Below are 20372 nucleotides of genomic sequence, written 5' to 3' on the forward strand. Positions count from 1 at the left end.
TTAGCCCGCCAGCACGCGCGTCGAGGGAAACGACACTTCGATCAGTGTGCCCGCGTTCTGCGCACTCTTGATGTGGAAGGTGGCGCGGTTGGCTTCGACCAGCGCCTTGGTCAGCGGCAGGCCGAGGCCGGTGCCGCCGGCGCTGTTGCGTCCCGAAGTTGCAAGCTGGCGGAACGGCTCCAGCGCGGCCGCGATTTCTTCTTCCGTCATGCCGACGCCGGTGTCGCGCACGCGCAGCACCACTTCGCCCTGTTCGGTGAGCGAGGTGGAGAGGATGACCTGACCGCCCGGCTTCGTGAATTTCACAGAGTTCGAGAGCAGGTTCAACACGATCTGCCGGATCGAGCGCGCATCGGCCACCACCGGCGGCAGGTTGGTCGCGAGCGCCGAACGGATGATGACGCGTTCGCGGTTTGCCTGCGGCTGCATCAGCGCCATCGACTGCCGCGCGATCTCGTTCAGGTCGACGCTGACGAATTCCAGCTCCAGCTTGCCGGCTTCGATCTTGGAAAGGTCGAGCAGATCGTTGATCAGCGAAATCAGGTGCTCGCCGGACTGATGAATGTCTTTCAGGTAGTCGCGGTAACGCTCGCTGCCGATCGGGCCGAAGCGTTCCTGCATCATCACTTCCGCGAAGCCGATGATGGCGTTCAGCGGCGTGCGCATTTCGTGGCTGATCTTCGCGAGGAAATCGGACTTGTGCGAGCTGGCAAGTTCTGCCTGCCGCCGCGCGCCGGTTAGTTCCTCTTCCGCGCGCTTCCACTGCGTGATGTCGCGCAAAACTGCGCAAAATTTGTGGCCTTCCTCGCCGATCTTGCCGAGCGTCATGAAAAGCGGAATCAGGCCGCCCTTGCGTTCGCGCCCGACTACTTCGCGCCCGTCGTTAAGCACGCTGGCGACGCCGTTCGAGGCGAGGCTGTCGAGATAATCGACCGCCGCGCGGTGGCTTTCCGGTGCGAACAGCATCGTGAACGACGAGTTCTGGATTTCGGCGAAGTCGAAGCCGAACAGCGCTTCCGCCGATTTGTTGATGCCGATGATCTTGCCGTCGCGGTCAATCAGCAGCACGCCGTCGGTGGCGGTGTCGAGGATCGCCTGCTGTTCGCGGGTGCTGGCTTCGGCCGCGCGCAGCGCGCGCTCGATGGTTTCGCGGCGCTCGTCGAAACCCGCATTCGCGCGGCGCAGCACATAAACGAGCGACGGCACGCCGTACCAAGGCATCGAGAACAGCCGCGTCTCGACCGGGATCGGTTCGTTGTTCGGGCCTTGCACCGCGAGCGTGCGCGGAATGGTCGGATCGTTTTCTTCCGGCTGCGGCACTTCGGAGAAAATTCGCTTGACGCCGCCTTCCTTGCCGAGCGCTTCCGCGGTTTCGATGCCAAGCCAGCCGAGCAGGGTGCGGTTCGCGTACAGCACTTCGTCGCCGCGATGGACGGCGATGCCGAGCGGCAGCTTGTCGAGCAGCGCGCGCTCGCTGGGAGGAAGCGGATCTTCCGGCTGCGCAGCGGGCGCGACATCCGGCGCAGCCGCGGTTTCGAGCTGTGGCTCGTTCGACGGCACATCGGCCGCGACGAACGGCGTCGGCGTTTCGGCGGGCGGCGGTGGAACGATGTTCTGCTTGAAGCTGTCGTTCAGTTCGCGGCGATAGACCCGCGGTGTTTCTTCAGGGGTTGATTCCGGCGCAGCAGATTCTTCCGTTTCTGGCGTTTCCGGCGTGTCCTTGCCGTCGTGAAGGTCGAACGCCCTCTCGATCTGGCGGATCGCATTGGCGCGGCTGCTTTCCAGGTCTTCCTTGCCGAGCACGCGGCCGATTTCGCGGAACGCGATTTCATCCTTCGGGTCGAGTTTCGGTTTCGGTTCTTCGTGCTCGGAAACGGCCTGGTAGGGATCGGCGGCGTGAATCCGGATCACCTTGTTGTCGCGCACTTCCAGCGGCGGCGGCGTATCGGTGGAAGGAGTTTCTTTCTGTACCTGCTGCGCGGTCTCTTCGATTTTTTCTTCCGCGGGCTTCTGCTCGTTGTCGGTCTTCGCTTCCGGTCCGGCGGGAGCGGCGGGCTGTACCTTTGCGATGAACGGGACGGCGTCGCGGAACACGCCGAAGCCGCGATAGCCGGTGAACTGGCGTTCGCGATTGAATACGGGCAACGCGGCGAGGTCGACCGGCCGCGCGGTCTGCGTGCCGGCGACAGGCCACAGCACGGTGACGCCCGACCAGGTATCGCGGCGCGAAAGTGCGGCGAGCAGCGTGTCGGTATTGCTCATACCGGTTCGCGCAATCAGCGTATTCCAGTTGTCGGCCACGCGCGCGGCGTTGTCGGGGCCGACCGCTTCCGCGAGATCGGCAGAGATGCTGACGAACTTTCCGTCCGCATCGAGTTGCCAGACGAAGCGCGAAGGCGCGCGCTTCGCGGTGCCAGCAGGGGTTCCGGCCTTGAGCGGCGGAACGATTGCAGCGGCAACCGGCTCGACGGGTAATTTTTTTTCTTGCTCATGCGCGGCGGGTTCCGGCGCATGCGCTTCGGTTTTCTCCGGCGTTGCGTCGCGGCCTGCCGAACCGGAATTGGCTTGCTCTATGTTTTCGCCGGCAGGAGCCTGTGTCTTGCCGGTGGAATTGTTTTCGCCGGCTGCTTGCGCAGCCTCGGCTGCAAGCTCGGTCTCCGCGATGAATTGCAGGTCGTCGGCATCGGAACCGGCGCTGGCTTCCGCAACCGCATCCGCGACTTCGTTCTCCGCGAATACTTCCTCGACGATCTCCGTGAGTTCGTTCTCCTCGATGACGGGAGCGGGTTCGTTCGCAGGAGTTTCGGCTTTCGGAGGTTGCGGCACTTCCCAGCCGATATTTCCGGTGTGCGGTGGCTCGGCTTGTTTGACCAATGGCGGCACAACAGCCGCGTCCGGGTTTGCTTCCGGCTCCGGCGAAACGGTACCGGCATCGCTCTGCAATTCCTGCGAGGCTGTAACCGTAGCCTGCGGCTGCGAGAAGGAAGCGAATAACAGGCTCTTGGTCCCGGTTTCGATTTTTTGCAGGGCGATCTGCACCGCGCCGAAGGCGATTTCGCTTTTTCCTCCAGCGAGCGCCTGCGTCAGCGCCGCGCCTGCGGCGGTGTTGATGTGATGCAGCGTGGCGGCGCTGCCGAGGATGGCTGCGGCCAGCTTGTTTGCGTGCAGCGGCTTGCCGTTCGCATCGAACATCGCAAACGGCGCGCTCTCGCTTTCGACCAGCGTAGCCAGCGCCCTGACGAGATTGCCGTCCGAACGCTCCCGCGCGAGGCCGGTGAACAGCACTGCGTTCGCGCCGCTCTGCAAGGCGAGGCGTTCGCAGCGGAAAGTTTCCGTGCCGCTCGCGAGCGCGATCGCCTCGCGGCGATAGGGTCCGCCTGCGGGAAGCGTTTCCGCGAATTCGCGCGCGGTGTCGGGCATCTCGCCGAAGCGCTCCGCGCTTTTGTGGATCAGTTCGTCGAGGCTGGCCGCGCCATAGGCACTCACCGCCGCGCGGTTTGCGAAGCGCAGGTTGCCCGCGCTGTCGAAAACGAGCGCAGGCGCCGGATCGAGCAACAACGCCGAAATTTTCGGATCGGCGATGAGCGTGGCGAGGGCCGGAAACGGCACCATGAGACTTGCTTCCAAACGCGCCCGGGACGGAACAGGACAGCAGTTTAGCCGCCCTGTTTACGCTTTCTTCATAATTTGGGCCGCCCCGGAAATCCATGCCGGCCGGCCCGTCGCGTCCAGCCTTCGCAGTGCAAGGTTAATCTCGCCTCAATTGGCGGAACCGGTTGAGCCGTGCCGCATTGCCGCGTAGCGTAACGGGACGGAAAACCCCGTACGCGGGGGAAGGGAAGCAACGGGAGGTAGTAAATGTCGTTCGGCAAAATTCCGGGAATGGAAATTCCGCACGAGATGCGCGCCTTCGCCGAGAAAAGCGTAGAGCAGGCGAAGACTGCGTTCGACAACTACATCAGCCACGCGACCAAGGCGATGAATGCGGTCGAAGGTTCCGCGAATGCGATGCAATCGGGCGCCAAGGACATTGGCCGCCAGGCCCTCGGCTTTGCCGAGGAGAATGTGGCCGCTGCTTTTGCCTTCGCCGAGAAGGTCGTCCGCGCCGGTGGGCCGGAAGAAATCATGCGTCTGCAGGCTGAGTTCGCAAAGGAAACCATGCAGAAGCTGACCGAGCAGTCCAAGGTGATGGGCGAGCAGGTGGCGACCGCCGCCCGCGAGGCAACCAAGCCCCGGACCTGAGCCGCTTATCGGGTGGAACCTTGCATCGCAATATTTATGTTGCGATGCAACAAAACCCGTGCTAGGGAGTTTCCAAGACTGGTGGACCCGCGGGCGGTGACGCTCGCCATACGCCGCCCGGAGCAGGACGGCGTGTGCCCCTCGCAAATCCAGTAGGAGACCTAGCCATGACCGAGATGCCGAAATTCGAAATGCCGAAGACCGAAGTCCCGGAAGTCGTCCGCGAACTCGCGGAGAAGGGCGTGAAGCAGGCCAAGGACGCCTACGAGAAGATGAAGTCGGCGGCCGAAGAAACCACCGATCTGCTCGAGACGACCTACACCACCGCCTCGAAGGGTGCGGCGGAGTTCAACGCGAAGGCGCTCGAAGCGCTCCGTGCGAACGTGAACGCTTCCTTCGACTACACCAGCAAGATGCTCGGCTCGAAGACGCTGGCCGACGCCGCGGAGCTTTCGACCACCTATTTCCGCGCGCAATTCGAAGCGCTGACCGCGCAGGCCAAGGATCTCTCCGCGCTCGCGCAGAAGATCGCCACCGACACTTCGGAGCCGATCAAGTCCGGCGTTGCCAAGAACTTTAAGGCGTTCTCGTAACCCGAGCCGTCTGCAGATTGCGAAGCCCGGACCGCAAGGTCCGGGCTTTTGCTTGCCTGTAGAGGGCGGCAAACCGGACCCTTGCAATGCCCGGCGGTTTGCAAGACATTCCGCCCGCGTCGCGGCCCCGGAAGGGCCTCCCGCGCTATGTGCAGCAGTAGCTCAGTTGGTTAGAGCGCCGGTCTGTGGAACCGGAGGTCGGTGGTTCAAGTCCACCCTGCTGTACCACTCAAATCAGGCGGTATAAGCGCGCCCCTTCAGCTCAAGCACCGCGAATAGCGCGAGCAGCAAAGTCTTTGAGGATTCCGCCGCGACCGAAAGCCCGTGAAGCGGGGAAGGCGGCAACGGCTGGCCCGCAATGACGAGCGCCGTGCGCGCGCTGAGCTGCGGGAAAATCCAGAGCGCTTCAACGGCCAGAATGGCCGCGAGCACCACGAAAAAAATGAGGCGATAGCGCCGTAATCCCGCGAGCAGGATGAGAAGCGCCAGTCCCGCCAGCAGTCCCCATTCGATCCGCGCCAGCATCGCGAAGGTGTGCGTGCCGACATCGAGCGCGACCGGCCGCGTCAGCGACGGCGCTGCGAATTTCGCAACCGTTGCGATGAAGGAAACGCCGATCACTATACCCGACCACAACGCGCAGTAGAGCGCGAGCGCGGGGCTTTTCCAGGCAGAATTCATACTGTGGCTCTTGAGACGGTTCTTGTTTCAGTGGGAGGCGACGAAAGGTTTCAGGTTCGTCGTATCCTCGCCACGGTGGAACGCAATCGCAAGCCGGAAACTATGCGCGATGCGCTCCGCAAGCAGGCTGATCGCAGCGGCATCCCCGGCCTCGAATACTTCGTTCGCGGTAGCGCGGAACAGCTTGATCCAGCGCTGGAAGTGCTCGTCGGAAAGCTCGTCCATCCGCAGATGCGGGGAGAGCGGTCGGCCTTCGTAGCCGCGCGTTTTCAGCAGCAGCGAAGACCAGAACGCACACATCTTTTCGAGATGGACCGGCCATCGCTCCGAGGCGATCTCGCGGTCGAAGATTGGTCCGATCAGTTCGTCCTTCTGTACCGAAGCGTAGAAGCGATGCACCAGCGCACGGATACTGTCCTCATTGACGGAGGCAAGGCTTGCGCCGTCGAGCGGAGAGGAGGCGGCACTTTGCACGGGAATGGTCACGGCACATCGAACCTTTCACGGCGAAGTCTAGCGAAAAAATCCTGCGCTTTCTTGCGCTGGATCAAGGACGGCGGAATTCCGCGCCGCCGTCCTCGCATCAGGCCTTCTTGCGATAGATCGCCAGCGTCTTGAACTCTTCCGCCTTCCCGAAGCCGGAGTCTTTCGCCCATTGCTCGACCACCGGCTGCGCGCGATCCCAGGCCATCGACTTCGTGTAGAAAATCATGTGGCCGCCGGGATTAAGTTTCGCGGTGAACAGGTCGCAGAGCTGACGGTCGGTCAGGCCGCCGTAATCGTCCATCGCAGGTGCGCGGAACTCGCAAAGATGCACCAGCGCCACCGCGTCGAAGTTCGGCAGCAGCTTCGGTTCGAGCACGTAGATGTCGCCGAAGAACGCCTTGTAGCTGCGCGAGACTTCCGGCCTCTCGATGGCGAGCTTCACATAGGCTTCCGCCTCCTCGATGGATGCGGTGATGCCGAGCACGCGATTGCCGGAGCCATTCTCGTGGCAACGAATGCCGACATGATGATGGGTGCCGGTGCCGAAGTGAAAGATATTGGAATCCTTCACGCCGCGCGCTTCGAGATAGTCGGTGACATGCACGTCGCAGGGGCAGATGTCGTAGTTCATGCCCCAGAAGTCCGTGTAATAGCTCATCTTCCCCATGGAAGCGTTCTCCCTCTTTTTCTTTAGCTTGCACGCGCCGCTGCCGGCGGCAATGCGATGGTTTGTCCGTGAAGCGTAACGAGCGCGCTGCTGCGCGCAAGCGACAGCACGATGGTGCCGGGCAGGTTGCGCGCGAGCGCCTCGTACATCTGTTTCGTGGCGTCGCCGTCCAGGTTCGAGGTGGTATCGTCCAGCAATAATATGTCCGGATTGCGCAGGATGGCGCGTGCAAAGGCGACACGCTGCTGTTCGCCGCCGGAAAGCATCGAACCCCATTCCGCGTCCTCGTCGAGTCGCGCCGCGAGATAGCCGAGGCCTACCTGTTCGAGCACGTCGCGAAGCCGCGAATCGTCCACTTCCTCCCGTGGCGTCGGATAGGAGATGACCGTTCGCAGCGAACCGAGCGGGAAGTAGAAGCGCTGTGGCATTGCGAGGAGCTTTCCATCGGGAAGCGAAATCTCGCCGCTGCCGCGCGTCCATACGCCCGCGAGCGCGCGCAGGATGCTCGACTTGCCGGAGCCGGATTGCCCTTCCATCAACGTGCGGGAGCTGGATGCGAGCGAAAGTTTGTCGAGTGCCGCGATGGCGCGTCCGTCGGGCAGCTTCACCACGAGATCGCTGGCTTGCAAGTCGCCGTTCATGGTCTTGCCGAAACGGATCAGGGCTTTTTCGTCCTGCGGCGCGTCGACTTTGCCAAGCGCTTCGTCGAGTTGCGCGATGCGGTCCATGCTCGCCTTCCATTCCGCTATCTTCGCGTAGGAATGGAGGAAAAATGCGAAGGCAATATCCACGCGCTGGAATGCGAGCGCGCCCTGCATCAGCGAGCCGAGCGGAATCGCGCCGAGGAAATAGGCGGGACTCGCGACCAGCGTCGGAAACACCAGCGACCATTGCGTATAGCCGGTGACGAAGAATGTCAGTCCCGACTGGCGGCGGATCAGGCGCGTCCAGTTACGCACCAGATTGCCGAAACGCGTGCCGAGTACCTCGCGCTCAATCTTCTCGCCGCGCATCAGCGCGATCGGTTCGGAGTGGTCCCACGCGCGGGTAATCGCAAAGCGATAATCGGATTCGAAACGCTGCTGATTGAAATTGTACGCAATCAGCGGCTTGCCGATCCAGTGCGCGATCAGTGTGCCGACCGCCGCATAAAGAATTGCGATCCAGAACAAATAGCCGGGGAAGGTGAGGTCGGTGCCGAACACGACGAATGGCGCCGCGCTGGAAAGCCCCCAGAGGATGTACGCAAAGGAGACGAGCGCGATCAGGCTGCCGAGAAAATTGTAACCGAGATCGTGGGTCTTCTGGAGAAAGATGAGAATGTCGTTCGCGATACGCAGGTGCGTGTTGTCGACGTCGTGGCCGAGCACGCGCATCTTGTAGTGGCGCGCGTCCGCCATCCAGCGGTTTACATATTGCTCCGTCATCCAGCGCCGCCAGCGCATGATGAGCATTTGTCCGAAGTAGAACTGCGCCATCGTCGCGAGCGCGGTCCAGAGCGCGATGCCGCCGAACAGCAGCAGCGCATACATGAAGTCGTCCCAGTCCCGGTTCTGGATTGCGTTGAAGAAGTAGGCGTTCCAGTGGTTGAACGCGACCAGCGCATAGACCACGCCGAACTCGGCGGCGATCACGGCAAACAGCAGGAGTCGTGCCTGCCATCTTTCCTCGGAGCGGAAATAGGGGACCGCGAGCGCAAAGAACGTCCGCAGGACTTCGGCGATCTGTTTCATTGTCGGGGAAAACCGGCGCGATAAAAGTTACGCGGACTATACAGGCCGGACGCCGTCGCGGAAGCGGGAACGCCCGGTGCCGTTGCGCCGCAGCGAAGTTAACGGCTGCGCGGTTCGCGCGGTCCGTTCTTGCGATGGCGGATGCCGAGCGACTTGATGCGGGAGGCGAGCGTGGTCGGCTTGATGTCGAGCAGCTCGGCCGCGCCGCCACGGCCGAATATCTTGCCGCCGCAGGCGTCGAGTGCGGCCATGATATTGGTGCGGTCCCGCTCGCGCCGCGCATCTTCGGTAACGACCTGCGCTGCGGCATTCGCCGTGCGGTGCGCGGCGACGGGCCGCGGCAAATCGATCCTGATTGCGCCGCCGCGCGCCAGCATCGCGCCGCGCTCGATCACGTTCTGCAACTCCCGTGCGTTGCCTGGCCATGCGTATTCGATCATGCGGCGCATGTCGGCTTCGGAGATTTTCGAGGAGGAGGCCGTGCGCAGCTTGCGGTTCGCGCTTGCAAGGAAATGCGCGGCGAGCAGCGGAATGTCTTCGCGGCGCTCGCGCAGCGGCGGCGCTTCGATCGCGATCACGCTGAGCCGATAATAGAGTTCGCTGCGGAAACTGCCGCGCCGCACGGCCGCTTTCAGGTCGCGGTTGGTGGCGGCGATCACGCGGGTATCCAGCCTTGGCGCACTGTGCGTTTTCGCCGGCGTGCTTTCGCTTTGTTCGAAGACACGCAACAGCCGGTCTTGCGCTTCTAGCGGCAGGTCGCCTGCTTCGTCGAGAAACAGGGTGCCGCCGTCGGCCAGTTCGATGCGGCCGGAATCGCTTCTTCCGTCGCCGAACAGTTCGGCTTCGGCATCGGCGCGCGAGAGCGTTGCACAATTCACGCGGATGAATGGATGCTCGCCACGGATACTCGCTTCGTGGATCGTGCGAGCGATCAGTTCCTTGCCGGTGCCGCTCTCGCCCGCGATCAGCACGCTGAGGCGGGAAGGGGCCGCGATCTCGATCTGACGCACGATCTGCTGCATCGCCGCGCTCTCGCCGACGATGCCGCGGCGATTACCCTCGATGCGGATTTCTTCCTGCAAATAGGCGTTTTCGCGCTCAAGTTTCTCACGAAGACGGCCGACTTCCGCGAGCGCTTCGCGCAGGCGTTCGTCATCCACGCGGCGCTGCGTGATATCACGGAATACGATCACCGCGCCGACCACGACGCCACGATCCTCGATCGGCGTTGAAGTATATTCGACGAAAAAGAACGAGCCGTCTTTCCGCCAGAACACTTCGTCCGAGACCTGATGCACGGCACCGTCTCGGAACGCCGCATAAATCGGGCAGTCGTGATTGTGATAATGCGAACCATCGGAGTGGCTGTGATGCACCGTAGTGTGCATGTCCTTGCCGATGAGGTCTTCCGCGTTCCAGCCCAGCATGCGTGCGGCTGCGGGATTTACGAACGTGGTTTTACCTTCCGCGTTCACACCGTAGATGCCTTCGCCCGCGGCTTCGAGGATGAGGCGGTTGTCGCGCGCGACGTCCCGAAAGAAGCGTTCGCTGCTTTCCGGTTTTGCCTCTTTCTTTGGCGCTGCTCTGCCCATTCGATTGCACGCTCGGCGGATTTGCTACGAAATATCGTACATAACGAAATATCGTAGCAGCCAAGACGCTGAAATGTCTAGAGAAAGAAACTATTTTCGCACTTCGTAATCGCCAGCCGAAAACTGGCACCGCGTTTGCTCCCTCTGCAGCAGCTTTTTTCCGTGAGGGAGCCGTCATGTCCATGTTTCGTAACCCCTTCGACCCCAAGCAGCGTCTGACCAAGGGCTGTCCGTGCGGGCAACATGCGAGCACCGAGGAGCACGATCACGCGCTCCGCTTGCAGTCGCAGGAGGTCTCTTCAAGCGACGAAAAGAATTATGAGAATGTCGTGGCTGGCGCCGTGCTGCGCGCGATGTTCCCGAAGGACAATGCGCGCCGCGCATTCTTGCAATCGGTCGGTGCGTCCACGGCGCTCGCCGCGATTTCGCACTTCTTCCCTCTTGGCACCGCGACCGAAGTTTTCGCGCAGGCCAAGCCGCTGGAGAAGAAAGACCTCAAAGTCGGCTTCATCCCGATCACCTGCGCCACGCCGATCATCATGGCAAAGCCGATGGGCTTCTACGAGAAGCACGGCCTCAACGTCGACGTGATCAAGACCGCGGGTTGGGCGGTCGTGCGCGACAAGACCATCAACAAGGAATACGACGCCGCGCACATGCTCTCGCCGATGCCGCTCGCGATCACGCTCGGAGCCGGTTCAAACCCGATCCCGTATACGATGCCGGCGGTCGAGAACATCAACGGCCAGGCCATCACGCTCAGCATCAAGCACAAGGACAAGCGCGATCCGAAGTCGTGGAAGGGCTTCAAGTTCGCGGTTCCGTTCGATTACTCGATGCACAATTATCTGCTCCGCTACTATCTTGCGGAACACGGCATCGACCCGGACACCGACGTGCAGATCCGCGCGGTGCCGCCGCCGGAGATGGTCGCGAACCTTCGCGCCGACAACATCGACGGCTTCCTTGCTCCCGATCCGGTGAACCAGCGCGCGGTCTATGACGGCGTCGGGTTCATCCATATCCTCTCGAAGGAAATCTGGGACCGCCATCCGTGCTGCGCCTTCGCGGCGTCGCAGGAGTTCGTCAAATCCTCGCCGAACACCTACGCCGCGTTGCTGAAGGCGATCATCGACGCGACCGCCTTCGCTACCAAGCAGGAGAACCGCAAGCAGATCGCGGAATCCATCGCGCCTGCCAACTATCTCAACCAGCCGGTGACGGTGGTCGAACAGGTGCTGACCGGCACCTTCGCCAACGGCCTCGGCAACGTGAAGAAGGTGCCGGACCGCATCGACTTCGACCCGTTCCCCTACGAGTCCTTCGCGATCTGGATTCTCACCCAGATGAAGCGCTGGGGTCAGATCAAGGGCGACATCAAGTATTCGGACGTGGCGAAGCAGGTCTTCCTCGCGACCGACACCACGAGGCTCATGAAGGAAGTCGGTCTCAAGCCACCGGCTTCCACCACCAAGACTTTCTCGGTGATGGGCAAGGTGTTCGATCCGTCCAAGCCTGAGGATTACATCAAGAGTTTCAAGATCAAGCGCACCTGACACCCAACCACGTCATGGCTGGAATATTCCGGCCATGACGGCGGAGAACGAACATGCTTCCCCAATCCATGCGTGCCGGCATCGTCTCGGTCGTCATCCTCGTCGTCTTTCTTGGCGGCTGGCACATCGCGACCAGCGGCACCGGCGCCGTGCAGCAGATGGACCCGGAATACGCAAAGCTGATGGGCCAGACCGCGACGCAAGGAACTTCGGCGATGCCGGGGCCGTTGCAGGTTGGCGCGACGCTCTGGAAGCATCTCACCAATCCGTTCTATGACAACGGCCCGAACGACAAGGGCCTCGGCATCCAGCTCGCCTATTCGATCGGCCGCGTTGCGCTAGGCTATTTGCTCGCCGTGCTGGTCGCGATTCCGCTCGGCTTCCTGATCGGCATGTCGCCGCTGATCAGCCGCGCGCTCGATCCCTTCATTCAGGTATTGAAGCCGATCTCGCCGCTCGCATGGATGCCGCTGGCGCTCTACACCATCAAGGACTCCAATTACTCCGCGATCTTCGTAATCTTCATCTGCTCGGTCTGGCCGATGCTGATCAACACCGCGTTCGGCGTCGCAAGCGTCCGCAAGGAATGGCTGAACGTCGCGCGCACATTGGAAGTAGGCGCTTTCAAACGCGCCTTTACCGTCATTCTGCCCGCCGCCGCGCCGACAATTCTCACCGGCATGCGCATTTCCATCGGCATCGCCTGGCTCGTCATCGTGGCGGCTGAAATGCTCGTGGGCGGCACCGGCATCGGCTACTTCGTCTGGAACGAGTGGAACAACCTCTCGATCACCAACGTCATCAACGCGATCCTCGTTATCGGCATCGTCGGCATGGTGCTCGACCAGTTGCTCGCGCGCGCCGCGAAGCTGGTGACCTACCCGGAATAAGCAATGACCGACAAACTGATTTCCATCGAAGCGATCGCGAAGCGCTATCCCGCGCCCGGCGGCGGACAGACCACGGTGTTCGAGGACCTGTGGCTGAAGATCGGCCGCGGCGAATTCGTCTGCATGATCGGTCACTCCGGTTGCGGCAAGACCACGGTGCTCAACATCCTCGCCGGCCTTGATGCGCCGTCCGAGGGCGTCGTCATCGTTGATAACGTCGCAATCGATGGGCCTTCGCTCGACCGCGCGGTGATTTTCCAGAGTCACGCGCTGCTGCCCTGGCGCACGGTGCTCGGCAACGTCTCCTATGCGGTCGGCGCCAAGCACAAGGACTGGTCCCGCACGCAGATCAAGGAACACGCCGAGAAGTTTATTGATCTCGTCGGTCTCAAGGGCGCGGAATATAAAAAGCCTTCGGAGTTATCGGGCGGCATGAAGCAGCGCGTCGGCATTGCCCGCGCGCTGTCGCTGGAGCCGAAAATGCTCCTGATGGACGAGCCGTTTTCCGCGCTCGACGCGCTGACGCGCGGCACCTTGCAGGACGAAGTGCGCCGCATTTGCCTTTCCACCGGCCAGACTGTGTTCATGATCACGCATGACGTGGACGAGGCGATCTACCTTTCCGACAAGATCGTGCTGATGACCAACGGGCCGGAAGCGCAGATCGCCGAGATCGTGGAGAACCCGCTGCCGAAAGAGCGCGACCGCAACCAGATTCACAAGGACAAAGACTATTACGCGGTGCGCAACCACCTCATCGATTTCCTCGTCACGCGCAGCAAGACCTTCAAGGAAGAGACCAAGGGCATGAAGCGCGACCCGCAGAACGTGCCGGTCGTCCGGCCGGTTTCGGGTTCGTCGCCCGCGCCCGAACCGCTGCGCAAGCGTGCGTAATTTTTTCATTGCAAGCCAAGGAAGACCGCCATGAAACGCGAAGCACTCAACGAAAAAATTCTCGACATCAAGCGCGAGAAGGGTTGGAAGTGGAGCTACATCTGCGAAAAGATCGGCGGTTTCTCGCCGACGCTGATCGTGGGCGCGCTCATGGGGCAGATGAAGCTCACCAAGCCGCAGGCGCAGGCCGCAGCCGAGCTATTCGGCCTCTCTAAGACCGAGCAGGCGATGCTGAACGAAGTGCCCTATCGCGGCACCGGCACGCCGATGCCGCCCACGGACCCGCTGATCTACCGTTTCTATGAAATGGTGATGGTGAACGGTCCGGCGTGGAAAGCCTTGATCGAGGAGGAGTTCGGCGACGGCATCATGTCGGCGATCGACTTCGATTTCGTGATGGAGCGGCAGGCTAATCCGAAAGGCGACCGTGTCAAGATCACGATGACCGGCAAGTTCCTGCCGTACAAATATTACGGCGCGACCGGCAACATTCCCGAATACGGCTTCAAGGAAGACTGAGCGTCATGCGTCCGCCATTGCCGCCTTTTACTGCCGAGACCGCCGCGCAGAAGGCGCGCATGGCGGAGGACGCCTGGAATTCGCGCGACCCGCAGCGCGTTTCGCTCGCTTACACGGAAGATAGTACGTGGCGAAACCGCTCCGAGTTTTTCGCTGGCCGTCCCGCTATCGTGGAATTTCTCACGCGCAAGTGGGTCAAGGAGCAGGACTACCGGCTGATCAAGGAAGTCTGGGCGTTCCACGGCAATCGCATCGCTGCGCGTTTCGCCTATGAGTACCGCGATGCCGAGGGAAATTGGTTTCGCGCGCACGGGAACGAGCAGTGGGAGTTCGACGAGGCCGGGCTGATGCGCCGCCGCGAGGCGAGCATAAATGATGTACCGATCAAGGAGAGCGAGCGGAAATTCCGCTGGCCGTCAGGCCCGCGTCCCGCGGATCATCCGGGCTTGAGCGAACTGGGAATGTAATTACTTCCGGCCGCGCGTCCGCGCTTTCGCCGCCGTGAACGTTTCCACCAGCGCATCGATGCGTGCCGAGCGCATGCCCTTGCGCCAGGTGAGCATGATCCGTTTCAGCGCGACTTCTTTCGGGATGCGATGAATGTTGAGCAGGTTGTTGCCGGGGAAGGTCGGCAGCACGCTCTGCGGCATCATGCCGATGCCCATGCCGGCCGCCACGCAGCCGAGCAGGGCGTGGTTTGACGACATCTCGATCACGCGCGTAGGCGCGCGGATTTTATCGCGCACGTAGCGCTCCACCTGATGCCGCAACGGGCAATCGTCGTCGAACGAGAGCAGGACGAAATCTTCCTTGCTGCCGCGCGAGAGCGGATCCTTGTTCTTGGGCGCAACAAGTACGACTTCATCGTCATAGAGCCATAAGTTTTCGAAACGCGGGTCGTCGTCGTAGCCGGAAATGATCGCGGCTTCGAGTTGAGCGGACATGACGCCGCCGATCATGTTCTGCAGGCTCCAGGTGTGCAGTTCCAGCGCCACCTGCGGATACTTCTTCTGGAACTCGCTCAGACGCGCAGGCAGCCAGACCGACGCGGTGCTCTCATAGGCGCCGAGCTTCAGGATGCCGCGCGGCGCGCTTTCATGGACCGCTTCGCGCGCCTCGCGCGCGAGATCGAGCAGCCGGTTCGCCTTCTCGATCAGCACGGCGCCTGCGGGCGAGAGCCGGATGTTGCGGCCTTCGCGCACGAACAGTTTTACGCCGAGGTCTTCTTCCAACTGGCCGATGCGCGTCGTGACGTTGGAGGGCACGCGGCGCAGTTTTTCGGCGGCACGGGTGATGCCGCCGCTTTCGACCACGGTCCGGAAAATGGTGAGGTCTGACAGTTCCATCGTTCTCTATTTGAGAACGATAACATGAAAATAATTCAATTTTCAAGACAAGCTGTCGCGCCTAGCTTTCCTGCATCGAAGGAAAACGTAGCGAGGCAGCCATGATTGCGCTCTGGACATTATGGAAGGCGATCCGCGGCCGGTTCGGACGCTATGCGCGCAGCGTCGCACAGCCGTCCCGCATGAACGGCGACAGGATCGGTTACGGCAACCGGCGTTAGCGGGCGGCGATCAGGCGGCGGCTTTTCCGTTGCCGGGCTGCGCAATGTCCGCGAGCGCATTGCCGGCACATTCTTCGTCCGAGCGCGCGAGATCGCCGATGGATACGATACCGACGATCCGCTTCTCGGCGTTCAGCACCGGCAGGCGGCGCATCTGGACTTCGCCCATGTTTCTGGCGACATCCTCGATGTCGTCGTTCTCGTGGCAGTATTTCATTTCTTTGGTCATGACGTCGCGGATCGGCGTGCTCGCCGGAAGTCCGGCGGCGACGGCGCGGATGACGATGTCGCGGTCGGTGATCATGCCGACGAGGCGGTCGGCTTCACCGACCGGCAGGCTGCCGCAATCGTTCTTGTCCATCAGCTTCGCCGCGTCCTGAATCGTCCGGTTCGGGTCCGCGATCTTGACGTCGGTCGTCATGACTTCGCTGACTTTCATCGCGCTCTCCATTCTTCGAGGGGTCATGCCCTGAACGTGCCCGGACCGCTCAGGTTCCGGAGTTGCGAAGAAAAAGAACGCGAGGCGTCGTAAACGCTCAGTCCGCCAACACTTTCTTGTCGATTTCGGCGATGGAGTTTACGCCGCACAGCGCCATCGACATGTCCAGCTCCTTGCGGATGCATTCGATGGCGGTGCGCACGCCCTGCTGGCCATTGGCACCAAGGCCGTAAACGAATGCGCGGCCGATCATTGCGCCCTTCGCGCCGAGTGCGATGGCGCGCATGAGATCCTGTCCGGTCCGGATGCCGCCGTCGAACAAAATCTCGGTCTTGTCGCCGATGGCATCGACGATCTTCGGTAGCGCCGAGATCGAAGAGGGCGCGCCGTCGAGCTGCCGTCCGCCGTGGTTGGATACGACGATGCCGTCCGCGCCGTGTTTGAGCGCAAGCCGCGCGTCCGCGACTTCCATGATGCCCTTGATGATCAGCTTGCCCTTCCAGAGCTTCCTGATCCACTTCACGTCTTCCCAGTTCAGCGCCGGGTCGAACTGCTCCGCGGTCCACGCGCCGAGCGAGCCGGTATTGGTCATGCCCTTCACGTGACCGACGAGGTTGCCGAAGCTGCGGCGCTTGGTGCCGAGGATGCCGAAGGCCCAGCGCGGCTTGGTCATGATGTCGAGGATGTTCTTCAGCTTCATCTTCGGCGGCACGGTGAGGCCGTTCTTGATGTCGCGGTGGCGCTGCGCGAGCAACTGGAGATCGACGGTCAGCACCAGCGCCGAGCAGCGCGCGGCGGCGGCGCGGGCGATCAGGTTGCGGATGAATTCGCGGTCCTTCATCACGTAGAGCTGGAACCAGAACGGCTTCTTGGTTTCGCTTGCGATGTCCTCGATCGAGCAGACCGACATGGTCGAGAGCGTGAAGGGAATGCCGGCCTCGTCGGCGGCGCGCGCGGCGAGGATTTCGCCGTCCGCGTGCTGCATCCCGCACAGGCCGATGGGCGCGAGGATGAGCGGCACGTTCACCTGCTTGCCCGCGATTGTGGTCTTGGTGTCGCGCTTGGAGACGTCGGTCAGGATTTTCTGCCGCAGGCGGATTTTCTGGAGGTCTTCGCGGTTCCAGCGCAGCGTCTGCTCGGAGTACGAGCCGCTCTCGGCATAGTCGATGAACATTTGCGGGACGCGGGTCTTGTAGACTTCGCGCAGGTCTTCGACGCAGGTGATGGTTTGCATGGGCCGCCCCCGGAACATTATGATTTGCGAGACTGATAGCACTTTTCCCGAATCCTGCCAGCGGCGGCCTAACGTCACCCATGTCCGGCAATCCAACCGCAATCGAGAGGCCGTTTCTGCATGTCGGGCTTTTCGTCACCTGTCTCGTCGATCTGATCCGGCCGCGCATCGGCTTCGCGGCGGCGAAGCTGCTGGAAGATGCGAGATGTGTCGTGGACGTACCCGCGCAGACCTGTTGCGGCCAGCCGGCCTTCAATGCCGGGGACCGCAGGACCGCGCGCGCCATCGCAGAACAGGTGATCGCTGCGTTCGAGCCATATGAATATGTAGTGGTGCCTTCCGGCTCCTGCGCCGCACAAATCTCGGTTCACTATCCCGAATTGTTCGCGGGCGACGAGGAGTGGGAGCCTCGCGCGAAGGCTCTCGCGTCGAAAACCTACGAGCTGACCGCGTTTCTCTCCTCGGTTGCGCAGGAACAACCGAAAGATGCTGCCTATGAGGGCACCGTCACCTATCACGACTCCTGTTCGGGGCTGCGCGAGCTTGGGATTCAAGCGCAACCACGGAAGCTGCTTGCCGCGGTAAACGGCCTGACGCTGAACGAAATGAAAGATCCGGATGTCTGCTGCGGTTTCGGCGGCACCTTCTGCGTGAAGTATCCCGACATCTCCAACAAGATCGTCGGAAAGAAGACCGCGAACATCGCGGCCAGCGGCGCGGATACGCTGCTGGCGGGCGATCTTGGCTGCCTCATGAACATGGCGGGTAAACTTTCGCGCGAAGGCAGCAAGATAAAGGTGCGCCATGTCGCGGAAGTACTGGCGGGCATGGGCGGCGAGCCGGCCATCGGCGAGCCGGAACGATGACGCAGCCGGTCAATTCTCCTTATTTCAAAGAGAATGCGCGAAAAGCGCTGGACGATGCGTTCCTGCAGAAAGCGCTGGCGCGTTCCGAGAAAGGCTTCATCGAGCGCCGCAAGGGTGCGGTGGAGCGGTTGCCGGAATACGACGCGCTCCGCGACAGCGCGCGCGACCTGAAAGATCACATCCTCGCGCATCTCGATCTGTATCTGGAGGAATACGAGAAGAACGTAATCGCGTCCGGCGGCCACGTGCACTGGGCTGCGAACGCGGAGGAAGCGAACGAGATCATCCTCGGCATTTGCAAGCGCCTGAACGCGAAGACGGTCGCGAAGGGCAAGTCGATGATTTCGGAAGAGACGGGATTGAACGCCTGTCTCGAACAGAACGGCATCCGGCCGGTCGAGACCGATCTTGGCGAATACATCATCCAGCTTCGCGGCGAGACCCCCTCGCACCTGATCGCGCCCGCGCTGCATGTCACGAAAGAGCAGATCGAAGCCGACTTCCGCCGCGTTCACACCGATCTTCCGCCGGAACGCAACCTCGACGAGCCGACCTCGCTGCTGGCCGAAGCCCGCGCCATGCTGCGCGACACTTTCTTGAGCGTCGATGTCGGTATCACCGGCGCGAATTTCCTGATCGCGGAAACCGGCTCGTCGGTGATCGTCACCAACGAGGGCAATGGCGATCTCACCCAGACGCTCGCGAAGTGCCACATCGTGATCACCAGCATCGAGAAGGTGGTGCCGACGCGCGAGGATGCGGCAACTTTCCTGCGCCTGCTTGCCCGCACGGCGTCGGGAATGGATCTCTCGGTCTATACGACCTTCTCGACCGGCGCGCGCCGCCCCGGCGATCCCGACGGGCCGCAGGAATATCATGTGGTGCTGCTCGATAACGGACGCTCGAACATGCTGGGCGGCAAGTTTCAGGAAATGCTCCGCTGCATCCGTTGCGGCGCGTGCATGAACCACTGTCCGGTGTTTCATGCGGTGGGCGGCCATGCCTATGGCTGGGTCTATCCGGGTCCGATGGGCGCGGTGCTGACGCCGTCGCTGGTCGGGGTAGAGAAGGGCGGCCAGCTTCCTAACGCCTCGACCTTCTGCGGGCGCTGCGAGGCAGTGTGCCCGGTGCGAATTCCGCTGCCCAAACTCATGCGCCACTGGCGCGAGCGCGAGTTCGAGCGGCACTTGCAGCCTGCCGCCATGCGCTACGGCCTCGGCTTCTGGGCTTATTTCGCTAAGCGTCCCGCGTTGTATCGGGTGGCAACCGCCTTGGCGGCGCGCTTGCTGCGCCTGTTCGGCGGCAAGGGCCGCTTCCGCGCGCTTCCGCTCGCAGGCGGCTGGACCCGGCATCGCGATTTCCCTGCGCCGCAAGGATCAACCTTCCAGTCGCAATGGAAAAACCGGCGGCGCCCCTCATGAGCGGACGCGAAACCATCCTCGCTTCTATCCGCAAGTCGCTCGGCGTGAGCGGGAAGGAGGCTACGCGCCGCGAAACCGCTGCCGCCCGCGTCCAAGGCCACCCGCGCGGCATTGTTCCCGCGCGTGGGCAGAAGAAGAACGAAGAACTGCTCGCCCTGTTCTGCGCGATGGTCGAGAACGCGAAGGCGAGCGTAACCGTGCTGGACTCGGATTCCGGCGTTCCGGCGGAAGTGGCGCGCTACTTGCGCTCGAAGAACCTGCCGCATGAGGTGCGCCGCGGTGCCGATGAGCGGCTTTCGCTCATTCCTTGGGCAAAGGAAGCGGCACTTGGCGTCAGTGTTGGTACATCGGACGGCAAACAACTCGCTTCCGTCTCCCATGCGTTCGGTGGTGTCGCCGAGTCCGGCACGCTGGTGCTGCTCTCCGGCAACGACAATCCGACCACGCTCAACTTCCTGCCCGACCATCATCTCGTAGTGGTTGACGAAAAAGATATTGCGAGCGATTACGAAACGGTCTGGGACAACATCCGTGCGCGTTTCGGCGAGCGCGGCATGCCTCGCGCGGTGAACTGGATCACCGGCCCGTCCCGGTCGGGCGACATCGAGCAGACGCATTTGCTAGGCGCACATGGTCCGCGTAGCCTGCACGTGCTGGTGGTTCGAAGCCCCTGAGAATTCAAACCCGCGGCCGGTTACGGCCGCCCTTTAGGCGGAAGGATTGAGGTTAGTCATGGCGAAGAAGAAAAAGGCCAAGAAGAAAGCAGCGAAGAAGAAGAAAAAAGCGGTAAAGGCGAAAGCCGCGAAGAAGACGAAGAAGGTAGTGAAGGCGAAAAAGGCCAAGAAGGCCGCCAAGAAGAAGTCCGCGCCGAAGAAGAAAGCGGACAAGAAGCTCGACAAGGCGATCGCCCAGTCGATGCCGGCGTCCGATCCGGTGCCGGTTACGCCGCAGCCCGCGCCGAAGCCCTGGTCGCCGTTCGGCTCCAACTAAAA

Annotated in this window: 20 protein-coding genes and 1 tRNA gene; 12 read left to right on the forward strand and 9 right to left on the reverse strand. The window is 62.1% G+C overall.

The window, feature by feature from the left end; all coding sequences use genetic code 11:
- Window positions 1–2262, reverse strand: coding sequence for a PAS domain S-box protein (locus KF794_01690; GenBank protein QYK46544.1), 2262 nt, complete (start codon window positions 2260–2262; stop codon window positions 1–3).
- 1596 nt (window positions 2263–3858) lie between these two features.
- Here KF794_01690 and KF794_01695 point away from each other — a divergent pair.
- The 3 genes from KF794_01695 to KF794_01705 all read left to right on the forward strand — a co-directional run bounded on the left by KF794_01695 (window position 3859) and on the right by KF794_01705 (window position 5063).
- Window positions 3859–4242, forward strand: a complete 384-nt coding sequence (locus KF794_01695; GenBank protein ID QYK45452.1) for a phasin family protein — start codon at window positions 3859–3861, stop codon at window positions 4240–4242.
- Window positions 4243–4409: 167 nt separating this feature from the next.
- Window positions 4410–4835, forward strand: a complete 426-nt coding sequence (locus KF794_01700) for a phasin (GenBank protein QYK45453.1) — start codon at window positions 4410–4412, stop codon at window positions 4833–4835.
- Between the two features lie 151 nt (window positions 4836–4986).
- A tRNA-His gene (locus tag KF794_01705) sits at window positions 4987–5063 on the forward strand.
- 6 nt (window positions 5064–5069) lie between these two features.
- On the opposite strand, the gene KF794_01710 is transcribed toward KF794_01705, so the two are convergent.
- The 5 genes from KF794_01710 to KF794_01730 form a co-directional block, all read right to left on the reverse strand.
- Window positions 5070–5516: a hypothetical protein gene (locus KF794_01710; GenBank protein QYK45454.1), complete on the reverse strand. Its 447-nt coding sequence runs from the start codon at window positions 5514–5516 to the stop codon at window positions 5070–5072.
- 27 nt (window positions 5517–5543) lie between these two features.
- A complete protein-coding gene (locus KF794_01715) occupies window positions 5544–5990 on the reverse strand; it encodes a group III truncated hemoglobin (GenBank protein QYK46545.1) in 447 nt (148 codons plus the stop codon).
- A 109-nt stretch (window positions 5991–6099) separates the two neighbouring features.
- Window positions 6100–6669 carry a hypothetical protein gene (locus KF794_01720; GenBank protein ID QYK45455.1) on the reverse strand — a complete coding sequence of 190 codons (570 nt, stop codon included), beginning with the start codon at window positions 6667–6669 and terminating at the stop codon, window positions 6100–6102.
- A gap of 23 nt (window positions 6670–6692) precedes the next feature.
- Window positions 6693–8402: an ABC transporter ATP-binding protein/permease gene (locus tag KF794_01725; protein QYK45456.1), complete on the reverse strand. Its 1710-nt coding sequence runs from the start codon at window positions 8400–8402 to the stop codon at window positions 6693–6695.
- Window positions 8403–8500: 98 nt separating this feature from the next.
- Entirely contained in the window at window positions 8501–9994 is a 1494-nt protein-coding gene (locus tag KF794_01730) for a sigma 54-interacting transcriptional regulator (GenBank protein ID QYK45457.1), read from the reverse strand.
- Window positions 9995–10170: 176 nt separating this feature from the next.
- On the opposite strand from KF794_01730, the gene KF794_01735 reads away from it, so the two are divergent.
- Genes KF794_01735 through KF794_01755 form a run of 5 tightly spaced genes read left to right on the forward strand, consistent with a single transcriptional unit; the run spans window position 10171 to window position 14320 of the window.
- The gene (locus KF794_01735; protein QYK45458.1) at window positions 10171–11550 is read left to right on the forward strand and encodes an ABC transporter substrate-binding protein; all 1380 of its coding nucleotides are present in this window, start codon (window positions 10171–10173) and stop codon (window positions 11548–11550) included.
- Between the two features lie 53 nt (window positions 11551–11603).
- On the forward strand, window positions 11604–12440 hold the full coding sequence (ntrB, locus tag KF794_01740) for a nitrate ABC transporter permease (GenBank protein ID QYK45459.1): 837 nt from the start codon (window positions 11604–11606) through the stop codon (window positions 12438–12440).
- Between the two features lie 3 nt (window positions 12441–12443).
- A complete protein-coding gene (locus KF794_01745) occupies window positions 12444–13334 on the forward strand; it encodes an ABC transporter ATP-binding protein (protein QYK45460.1) in 891 nt (296 codons plus the stop codon).
- A gap of 30 nt (window positions 13335–13364) precedes the next feature.
- On the forward strand, window positions 13365–13853 hold the full coding sequence (gene cynS / locus KF794_01750) for a cyanase (GenBank protein QYK45461.1): 489 nt from the start codon (window positions 13365–13367) through the stop codon (window positions 13851–13853).
- Window positions 13850–14320, forward strand: coding sequence for a nuclear transport factor 2 family protein (locus KF794_01755; protein ID QYK46546.1), 471 nt, complete (start codon window positions 13850–13852; stop codon window positions 14318–14320). The genes cynS and KF794_01755 overlap by 4 nt, the downstream gene beginning before the upstream one ends.
- On the opposite strand, the gene KF794_01760 is transcribed toward KF794_01755, so the two are convergent.
- The 3 genes from KF794_01760 to KF794_01770 form a co-directional block, all read right to left on the reverse strand.
- Complete coding sequence (locus KF794_01760) at window positions 14321–15199, reverse strand: LysR family transcriptional regulator (GenBank protein QYK45462.1); 879 nt, start codon at window positions 15197–15199, stop codon at window positions 14321–14323.
- A 231-nt stretch (window positions 15200–15430) separates the two neighbouring features.
- On the reverse strand, window positions 15431–15859 hold the full coding sequence (locus KF794_01765; protein QYK45463.1) for a CBS domain-containing protein: 429 nt from the start codon (window positions 15857–15859) through the stop codon (window positions 15431–15433).
- A gap of 97 nt (window positions 15860–15956) precedes the next feature.
- Window positions 15957–17093: an alpha-hydroxy-acid oxidizing protein gene (locus tag KF794_01770; GenBank protein ID QYK45464.1), complete on the reverse strand. Its 1137-nt coding sequence runs from the start codon at window positions 17091–17093 to the stop codon at window positions 15957–15959.
- An 80-nt stretch (window positions 17094–17173) separates the two neighbouring features.
- Here KF794_01770 and KF794_01775 point away from each other — a divergent pair, with 80 nt between their 5' ends.
- The 4 genes from KF794_01775 to KF794_01790 are packed head-to-tail and all read left to right on the forward strand — an operon-like array spanning window position 17174 to window position 20370.
- Window positions 17174–17959, forward strand: a complete 786-nt coding sequence (locus KF794_01775) for a (Fe-S)-binding protein (protein QYK45465.1) — start codon at window positions 17174–17176, stop codon at window positions 17957–17959.
- On the forward strand, window positions 17956–19380 hold the full coding sequence (locus KF794_01780) for an iron-sulfur cluster-binding protein (GenBank protein QYK45466.1): 1425 nt from the start codon (window positions 17956–17958) through the stop codon (window positions 19378–19380). Before KF794_01775 ends, KF794_01780 begins: the two co-directional genes overlap by 4 nt.
- Window positions 19377–20054, forward strand: coding sequence for a lactate utilization protein (locus KF794_01785; protein ID QYK45467.1), 678 nt, complete (start codon window positions 19377–19379; stop codon window positions 20052–20054). The genes KF794_01780 and KF794_01785 overlap by 4 nt, the downstream gene beginning before the upstream one ends.
- 58 nt (window positions 20055–20112) lie before the next feature.
- Window positions 20113–20370: a hypothetical protein gene (locus KF794_01790; protein QYK45468.1), complete on the forward strand. Its 258-nt coding sequence runs from the start codon at window positions 20113–20115 to the stop codon at window positions 20368–20370.
- Window positions 20371–20372 lie beyond the last annotated feature (2 nt).

The organism is Xanthobacteraceae bacterium (assembly GCA_019454205.1).
Taxonomy (GTDB): Bacteria; Pseudomonadota; Alphaproteobacteria; order Rhizobiales; family Xanthobacteraceae.